Origin of the sequence: Sulfurisoma sediminicola (genome assembly GCF_003865015.1) — a bacterium.
GTDB classification, from domain to species: Bacteria; Pseudomonadota; Gammaproteobacteria; order Burkholderiales; family Rhodocyclaceae; genus Sulfurisoma; species Sulfurisoma sediminicola.
The window spans coordinates 446186-454211 of record NZ_BHVV01000002.1 but is presented as its reverse complement, the minus strand read 5'-3'; the positions used below and the strand labels follow the sequence as shown (position 1 = coordinate 454211).

Genomic DNA, 8026 nt, shown 5'->3' with positions numbered 1-8026 from the left:
AACTGTTAAAGAACGTTGCTGCTTTGTGACAACCGCAGCGAAGAGCCGCGCATTATACGGAGCGTTTCCACACCGTCAACACTTTCTCGAAAAAAATTTCCATTCAGCCCGGGAAGGCTTGCCCGCAGCGGCACTCAGCTAAAGGTGATGCGTGCGAACTTGCGCTTTCCGACCTGCAACACCACCGTTTCACCCGAGCCAGGTACGAGCGATTTGTCGCTGACGCGCTCGCCGTTCGCACGCACGCCACCACCATCGATCATGCGTATGGCTTCCGACGTGCTGGCGACCAGCCCGGCCGCCTTCAACACTTGGGCAATCGGTGCCGCTGGGAGAGTCAGTTCTGGCATGTCGTCCGGCAGCGCGCCCTTCTGGAAGCGCGCCTCGAAATCGGCCAGAGCCGCCTCGGCGTCGGCCTGCGAGTGGAAGCGGGCGACGATCTCCTGCGCCAGCGACACCTTGACGTCACGCGGATTGCGCCCCTCCGCGACCTCCCGCTTGAGCTTCGCAATTTCCTCGTTGCCGCGGAATGACAGCAGCTCGTAATAGCGCCACATCAATTCGTCGGAGACGGACATCAACTTGCCGAAGATTTCCTTCGGCGGCTCGGCGATGCCCACATAGTTCCCCAACGACTTCGACATCTTATTCACGCCGTCGAGGCCTTCGAGCAGCGGCATCATCAGCACGCATTGCCGCGACTGGCCGTAGTGCTTCTGCAATTCGCGCCCGACCAGGAGATTGAACTTTTGATCCGTGCCCCCAAGCTCGACATCGGCCTTCATCGCGACCGAATCGTAGCCCTGACAGAGTGGATAGAGAAACTCGTGGATTGCAATCGGCTGACCGCTGGAGTAGCGCTTGGAAAAGTCGTCGCGCTCGAGCATCCGCGCGACAGTATGCAATGCCGCAAGCTTGATCATACCCGCCGCGCCAATCGGCTCGAACCAGGTGGAGTTGAAGCTGACCTCGGTCTTCTCCGGGTCGAGGATCTTGAAGACCTGTTCCCGGTAGGTTTCCGCATTGGCCAGAATCTGCTCGCGCGACAGCGGCGGCCGTGTCGCGTTCTTGCCGGTCGGGTCCCCGATCATTCCGGTGAAGTCCCCGATCAGGAACATCACGTGGTGACCCAGTTCCTGAAAATGCCGCAACTTGTTGATCAGCACCGTGTGACCAAGATGCAGATCCGGCGCCGTCGGATCGAAGCCGGCCTTGATGCGCAGGGGCCGTCCGGACTTGAGTTTCTCGACGAGTTCGGCCTCGATGAGTAGCTCGTCGGCGCCGCGCTTGATCAGCGCCAGTTGCGATTGGATGTCAGTCATGACTGCGGTTTCGCGGTTTTGACGGCCGGGGGAATTCTGCTAGACTCGGCCGACTTTTTTGAGCCGAACCGACCATCGAGTGACTAAGGAAAAGAGCCGGATTCTAGCGCAACTGCCCAAGCTCCGCGACGCCCGGCCCCGTCATTTCTGGGCCTCCGCCGGCGTGGCCGCTGCATCCCTTTTCGGCATGGTTGCCGCCTTCGGCACCGCTCCGGGAACGCTGGAGATCGAGCGCCTACAGCAGATCCGAGTCGAGTCACTGGCACCACAACACGGTTCCAGCGTGGAACTCGCCGGGGCAAGCTTTGCCAGGGAAGAACGGATTCAGCGCGGCGATACCGTCGCGGCCCTGCTCGGTCGCCTCGGCGTTACCGAGACCAAGACCCTTGAACTACTTCGCTCGAACAATGAGGCGTCACCGATCTTCCGCCAGCTCAGCCCCGGCAAGAACGTCACCGCTCATGTCGGCGCCAATGGCGAACTGCAGTCCCTGACCTTCCCGCTCAATGGCAGCAACGACAAGGCACTGCTGGTCGAGCGTTCCGAGCAATCATTCCGCGTCAGCGAGCAGCCGCTGCAACTTGATACCCAGGTCGTACTGAAGACTGCAGAGATTCGCCATTCGCTGTTCGGCGCTACCGATGCCGCAGGCATTCCAGACGCTGTAGCGACCGGGCTTGCCGACATCTTCGGCGGGGATATAGATTTCCATCGCGACCTCCGCAAGGGCGACCGCTTCTCGGTAATCTTCGAATCGTTGCTGCATCAGGGCCGACTGGTCCGCACCGGCCGCATTCTCGCCGCCGAGTTCGTTAGCAATGGCAAGACGTTCAGCGCAGCCTGGTTCGAATCAGCCCCCGGTCAGGGCGGCTATTATACCTTCGACGGGAAGAACGTACGCAAGGCCTTCCTGCGTTCGCCACTGGAATTCTCGCGTGTCACTTCGGGATTCTCCGCTTCCCGCTTCCATCCCGTGTTGCAGAAATGGCGCGCCCACAAAGGCACGGATTACGGTGCTCCGGTCGGTACCCGCGTCAAGGCGACCGGTGACGGCGTCGTCGACTTCGTCGGAACTCAAGGGGGCTACGGCAAGGTCGTCGTACTACGCCATCAAGGACGGTACACGACGCTATACGGCCACCTCTCCGGGTTCGCGAGCGGTCTAAGGAAGGGCAGCCGCGTCGGTCAGGGCGACGTGATCGCCTACGTCGGTGCGACCGGACTGGCCAGTGGCCCACATTTGCACTACGAATTCCGCATCAACGACGTCCATCAAAACCCGCTGAGCGTCGCCCTCCCGACGGCGCCGCCACTCGCGCCTGAGGAACTGGCAAGATTCCGGACATCCCTGAAACCGGAACTGGCGCGAATCGAACTGATCCGCGGCGTTAATCTCGCATTACTCGACTGACCCCTCATAGCTCAGTTAGAAACGAAAAAGGGGGTGCCGCGGCACCCCCTTTTTCCACCCCCGGATGTACGGGGTATCGGTAACTCAGGCCGAGAACGACGAACCGCAGCCGCAGGTACTGGTCGCGTTCGGGTTCTTGATCACAAACTGCGAGCCCTCGAGACCCTCGGTATAGTCGATTTCAGCGCCAACCAGATACTGGTAGCTCATCGGGTCGATCAGAAGGGTGACGCCGTTCTTGACCATCGAGGTGTCGTCCTCATTGGCCACCTCGTCAAAGGTAAAGCCATACTGGAAGCCGGAGCAGCCGCCACCGGTAACGAAAACACGCAGCTTGAGGTCGGGATTGCCTTCTTCCTGGATCAGTTCCTTGACCTTGTTGGCGGCGCTGTCGGTGAAGTTGAACGGGGCGGGCATTTCGTTCGGTGCGTTCATGATGTTCTCTCCTGTCGGATGTCGGGGATGGTCAATTATCTGGGCTTTGCCACTGTGCGTCAAATGAGGCTGGAGCGGGAAAAATCAATCGGGCATCAGCTGTTTGATGTCGCCAGCTTGAGTTCCACCGCCTTCGCCGGCGTACCCTGATGAACCAGGCGCCCCTGTACCACGGCGCCCAGGTGCATCTCGATCGAACTGTACTCGACGTCACCGGTAACCCGCGCCTTGGGCTGCAATTCGAGAAACTCGCCCGACCGTACCGGGCCGATCACCGTGCCGTTGACCACGACATGGCTGACGCTGACCTCGCCCTCGATGCGCGCGTGCTCACTCACCACCAGCGTACTGTGCTGGTCACCGACAGCGCGGACATTGCCTTTGACCTCGCCGTCGATGCGCAGGCCACCGGAAAAACTGATGTCACCTTCGATTGACGTGCCGGCACCGATCAGGCTGTCAATTCGGTTTTGCGGCTTCGGGGTTTTTCTCGAAAACATGGCGGTTCCTTCAAAAGATGGCGGTCTGGGTCGCCTTGACGACCCCACCCTGCATCAAGCGAGCCTCGACACTCTTGAGGCGGGCTCCGGGTGGAATGGAGAAAACACCCTCGAGCTTGCGGAAATGCTTGATCGTGACTTGATACTGGGCCGTGGCAGGATCATTTGGCCCTGGAATTTGAATACTAACATCCCGCCCCCCCTCTTGCACAGTCGCGATGATCCTCAACATCCCACTGAATTCAATAGGTTTATTCCCGCCATTTAATGCCGCGACGAGATGGAAGCGATATTGACCGGGTGTCGTCGTCGCCTCCACCCGGAAACGGCTCAAAACCAGGCCGCCGCCTTTACCCTCGCCCTGCACCAGATTTTCGAATGCCGCGAGATCCTCCCTTAGCCGGACGTTCTCCTGTTCCAGCGCACCAACCTGCGCGGTCAGCTGGCGCTGGGTCGCCTGCTCGATCTGGATCTTGCTCTCGCTGGCATCCGCCGCGCCACGCAAGCGCACGCGTTCCGTTTCCAATTCCTGTACTCGGGAACGCAACGTCGCGACTTCCTGGGCAGAATGAGAGCTATCGAAGCCGGCGAAACGCCGGCCCATGTCGTAAATCCAGCCAGCCAGGGCCAGAGCTGCGGCCGACATGACGATGATCGCCAGGCCGCGCCAATACCACGGAATGTGCGTCCTTACGGCGACGCGCGGGGCGGCGATGCCGAAGCGCCCGCGCAGGCGCCTCAACGCTACGGCAATACGGGAACCTGCCCCAGACCAGTGCATTCGTCCAGCCCATGCATGAGGTTCATGTTCTGCACCGCTTGGCCAGCCGCACCCTTGACGAGATTATCGATGACCGAGAGGATGACCAGCATCTCGCCACCCTGCGGGCGATGGATCGCAATGCGGCAGGTGTTGGCCGCCCGTACCGAACGAGTATCTGGGTGCGACTTGGGCGGGAGCACATCCACGAAAGGTTCGGCGGCGTAGCGCTGCTCGAACAGTGCCTGGAAATCTTCCTCCCGCGTGACCCTGGCATACAAGGTCGCATGGATGCCGCGAATCATTGGGGTCAGATGGGGCACGAAGGTCAGCCCCACCTCGCGCCCGGCTGCAATCGCCAATCCCTGCCGGATCTCGGGCAGGTGGCGATGACCTTGCACACCATAGGCCTTGAAGTTATCCGACGCCTCCGAAAAAAGGATATTCGTCTCCGCCTTGCGCCCGGCTCCGGACACCCCGGACTTGGCATCGGCCACGAGGTAGCCGACATCTACGCAACCGGCCTCCACCAGCGGCAGGAAACCCAACTGGGTCGCCGTCGGATAACAGCCTGGGTTGGCGACGAGCCGCGCCTTGCGAATCGCTTCGCGATTCACTTCCGGCAAACCATAAACGGCCTCGGCTACGAGATCCGGTGCCGCATGGCTCATGCCGTACCACTTCTCCCAAATCCCGATGTCCTTAATGCGGAAGTCGGCGGCAAGATCGATCACGCGCACGCCGGCGTCGAGCAAGGCTCGGGTCTGCTGCATCGCCACACCGTTGGGGGTGGCGAAAAAGACGACGTCGCAACGGTCGAGCGGCGCGTCCTTGGGGTCGCTGAACTGAAGTTGCACCCGGCCGCGCAGGCTGGGAAACATGTCAGCCACCGCGGTACCCGCCTCGCCACGGGAGGTAATCGCAGCCAGTTCGACCTCGGGATGCTGGGCCAGCAAGCGCAGCAATTCGACACCGGTATAGCCGGTGCCACCGACGATCCCCACCTTGATCATGCCTAGACTCCTTTCCAGAGAACTCGTCGCATCCTAGCGCAGAAAAGACCGCGCCCAGACGAAAAGGCCGCCCTTGGTTTCCCTGGGGCGGCCTCTTCGGATGCGGAACGCGAATTAACGCTTCGAGAACTGCTTGCGGCGACGCGCCTTGTGGAAGCCGACCTTCTTGCGCTCCACCTCACGGGCATCGCGGGTCACGAAGCCGGCGCCTGAAAGTGCAGGCTTGAGCGTGGCATCGTACTCGATCAGGGCGCGGGTGATGCCGTGGCGGACGGCACCGGCCTGCCCCGACTCGCCGCCACCGGTAACGTTGACCATGATGTCGAACGTCGAGGCGTGCTGGGTCAGTTCGAGCGGCTGGCGCACGATCATGCGGCCGGTTTCGCGCGAGAAGAACTCGTCGACCGGCTTGTCGTTCACGACGAACTTGCCGGAGCCGGATTTCAGGAACACGCGCGCCACCGCAGTCTTGCGGCGGCCCGTGCCATAGTAGTAGTTGGCGGCCATGAATTGGTTTCCTTCTAGTGTCCGGTGGCTCAGACTTCCAGAGCCTTGGGCTGCTGGGCGGTGTGCGGATGCGCAGCGCCGGCGTAGCACTTCATCTTTTTCAGCATCGCGTAGCCGAGCGGGCCCTTGGGCAACATGCCCTTGACCGCCTTTTCGAGAATGCGGCCGGGGAAGCGCAGCTGCATCTTCTTGAAATTGGTTTCGTAGATACCGCCTGGGAAGCCGGAGTGACGGAAGTATTTCTTGTCCTCGGCCTTGTTGCCGGTAACGCGCAGCTTGTCCACATTGACGACGACGATATAGTCGCCGGTATCCACGTGGGGGGTATATTCGGTCTTGTGCTTGCCGCGCAGGCGACGGGCGATCTCGGCGGCCATGCGGCCCAGCACCTTGTCCGTCGCATCTACGACGAACCAGTCGCGCTTGACTTCGTGCGGCTTGGCGGAAAAGGTTTTCATCGGTGTTCCTCTATGCGCCCGAAACTCGGGCGGCAACTAATTGCGGAAAGCTTTCAATTCTAATAGGCCAATCGGGCGCTTGTCAAACCCTGTTTGACTGCAGCGGGACGGGATACAAAAAAAGCGCAACCCCGAGGGGTTGCGCTGAATCCACACCAAAGGAGGAGGGTGGAGGAGACACCGGGGGAAGCGAAGATCGGACATACAAGCAGCGTTGCGCCCGACGTTTGCTTCGAATGTCTGCACTATGCCAGAAAATTTGCTGCAGTGCAAGATTTCGTCTAACTCTCAGCCGTGGACGACCATTTCTTTTGTTTCATAGTGTTACGCGATGGCCTCTAACGCGCCGCCCGTCCGACGCATTGCAGCGCACCACTCCGTCGCGGCCCGCGCGGTGCGACCGGCTAAAATCACCACTATTCTTCAGGCCGAACACGGGAGACGCGACATGGAATGCACGGTACGCTGGCACGACGGAATGAGCTTCATCGCCGAAACGGGTAGTGGTCACATGGTAGCGATGGACGGCGCCCCGGAGGCCGGTGGCCGCAACCTGGCACCGCGCCCGATGGAACTGCTGCTGGCGGGCACCGGGGGCTGCACTTCCTTCGACATCGTGATGATCCTGAAGAAGGGCCGACAGGACGTGACCGGATGCGAAGTCAATCTGAGCGCCGAACGCGCCGCCGAGGACCCGAAAGTGTTCACCCGCATCAACATGCACTTCGTCGTCAGTGGCCGCGGCCTCAAGCCGGAGGCGGTCGAGCGCGCCGTCAAGCTGTCGGCGGAAAAGTACTGCTCGGCCTCGATCATGCTCGGCAAGACCGCCGAGATGAGTCACAGCTGGGAAGTGATCGAAGCCTGATCAGACGCGGTAGGACAGCGCCGTCATCACTTTCGACGACAATCGCATCGCCGACTTGACCGGCAGGGGCAAGTCATGCGCCCCCATGCGCACCGCCGTTTCGGCGTGACGGACTTCGTCGGTCTTCATCTGGTCGAGCACCGCCCAGGAGCGACGATCGCCGGCAGGCAGGGTCGCCAGATGGCTGTCGAGATGGGCCTCGACCTGACGCTCCGTCTCGGCGAGGAAACCCAGGTTCCAGGCATCGCCCAATTTCCCGGCGGCGATGCCAATGGCCAGCGAGCCCACGTACCACAAAGGATTGAGCATGCTCTTGCGCCCGCCCAGTTCGGCGATGCGTCGTTCGGTCCAGTTGAGGTGCTCGGTTTCCTCCCAGGCGGCCTCTTCCATCGCCTTTTTCACGACGGGATCGTGCGACGTCAGCGCCTGCCCCTGGTAGAGCGCCTGGGCGCACACCTCGCCACAATGGTTGATGCGCATCAGTGCCGCCGCATGCCGACGCTCGGCGTCGTTCAACTCGGCTTCGGGCAGTTCGGCGCCGGGCATCGGGCGACGCGTCGGCGCCGGAGCGAATACCGTGCGCAGCGCCTTGTCAAACTCGAGAATGAACTGGTCGATCATGACGAAATCGTCCTGTTAAGGGGATTCAGGCAGTATAGGCGGTCGTCCCTTAGTCTCAAGGAGAACCGCGATGATCCGCCGTACCGCGTTCGGCATCGCGCCCGCCACGAACGCCAGCATGACTCAGGGCGCAT

General features: G+C 61.3%; 10 protein-coding genes. 2 read left to right on the top strand and 8 right to left on the bottom strand.

Annotated elements, in window-relative coordinates; translation table 11 throughout:
- Nucleotides 1–134: 134 nt before the first annotated feature.
- Nucleotides 135–1322, bottom strand: a complete 1188-nt coding sequence (tyrS, locus tag EJE94_RS06340) for a tyrosine--tRNA ligase (protein ID WP_121243306.1) — start codon at nucleotides 1320–1322, stop codon at nucleotides 135–137.
- 79 nt (nucleotides 1323–1401) lie between these two features.
- Between tyrS and EJE94_RS06335 the strand changes: the two genes are divergently transcribed.
- Nucleotides 1402–2733 carry a M23 family metallopeptidase gene (locus EJE94_RS06335; protein WP_243642538.1) on the top strand — a complete coding sequence of 444 codons (1332 nt, stop codon included), beginning with the start codon at nucleotides 1402–1404 and terminating at the stop codon, nucleotides 2731–2733.
- 84 nt (nucleotides 2734–2817) lie between these two features.
- Here EJE94_RS06335 and erpA read toward each other — a convergent pair whose 3' ends face one another.
- From erpA to rplM, 6 genes are all read right to left on the bottom strand, one after another.
- Nucleotides 2818–3168: an iron-sulfur cluster insertion protein ErpA gene (gene erpA, locus EJE94_RS06330; RefSeq protein ID WP_121243304.1), complete on the bottom strand. Its 351-nt coding sequence runs from the start codon at nucleotides 3166–3168 to the stop codon at nucleotides 2818–2820.
- Between the two features lie 95 nt (nucleotides 3169–3263).
- A complete protein-coding gene (locus tag EJE94_RS06325; protein WP_121243303.1) occupies nucleotides 3264–3668 on the bottom strand; it encodes a bactofilin family protein in 405 nt (134 codons plus the stop codon).
- A gap of 10 nt (nucleotides 3669–3678) precedes the next feature.
- On the bottom strand, nucleotides 3679–4410 hold the full coding sequence (locus tag EJE94_RS06320; protein WP_121243302.1) for a DUF6776 family protein: 732 nt from the start codon (nucleotides 4408–4410) through the stop codon (nucleotides 3679–3681).
- Between the two features lie 2 nt (nucleotides 4411–4412).
- The gene (gene argC, locus EJE94_RS06315; RefSeq protein WP_121243301.1) at nucleotides 4413–5441 is read right to left on the bottom strand and encodes an N-acetyl-gamma-glutamyl-phosphate reductase; all 1029 of its coding nucleotides are present in this window, start codon (nucleotides 5439–5441) and stop codon (nucleotides 4413–4415) included.
- A 114-nt stretch (nucleotides 5442–5555) separates the two neighbouring features.
- Entirely contained in the window at nucleotides 5556–5948 is a 393-nt protein-coding gene (rpsI, locus tag EJE94_RS06310) for a 30S ribosomal protein S9 (protein ID WP_121243300.1), read from the bottom strand.
- 29 nt (nucleotides 5949–5977) lie between these two features.
- Nucleotides 5978–6406: a 50S ribosomal protein L13 gene (gene rplM, locus EJE94_RS06305; RefSeq protein ID WP_121243299.1), complete on the bottom strand. Its 429-nt coding sequence runs from the start codon at nucleotides 6404–6406 to the stop codon at nucleotides 5978–5980.
- 448 nt (nucleotides 6407–6854) lie between these two features.
- Here rplM and EJE94_RS06300 point away from each other — a divergent pair, with 448 nt between their 5' ends.
- Complete coding sequence (locus EJE94_RS06300; RefSeq protein WP_121243298.1) at nucleotides 6855–7271, top strand: OsmC family protein; 417 nt, start codon at nucleotides 6855–6857, stop codon at nucleotides 7269–7271.
- On the opposite strand, the gene coq7 is transcribed toward EJE94_RS06300, so the two are convergent.
- Complete coding sequence (gene coq7 / locus EJE94_RS06295; protein ID WP_121243297.1) at nucleotides 7272–7892, bottom strand: 2-polyprenyl-3-methyl-6-methoxy-1,4-benzoquinone monooxygenase; 621 nt, start codon at nucleotides 7890–7892, stop codon at nucleotides 7272–7274.
- Nucleotides 7893–8026 lie beyond the last annotated feature (134 nt).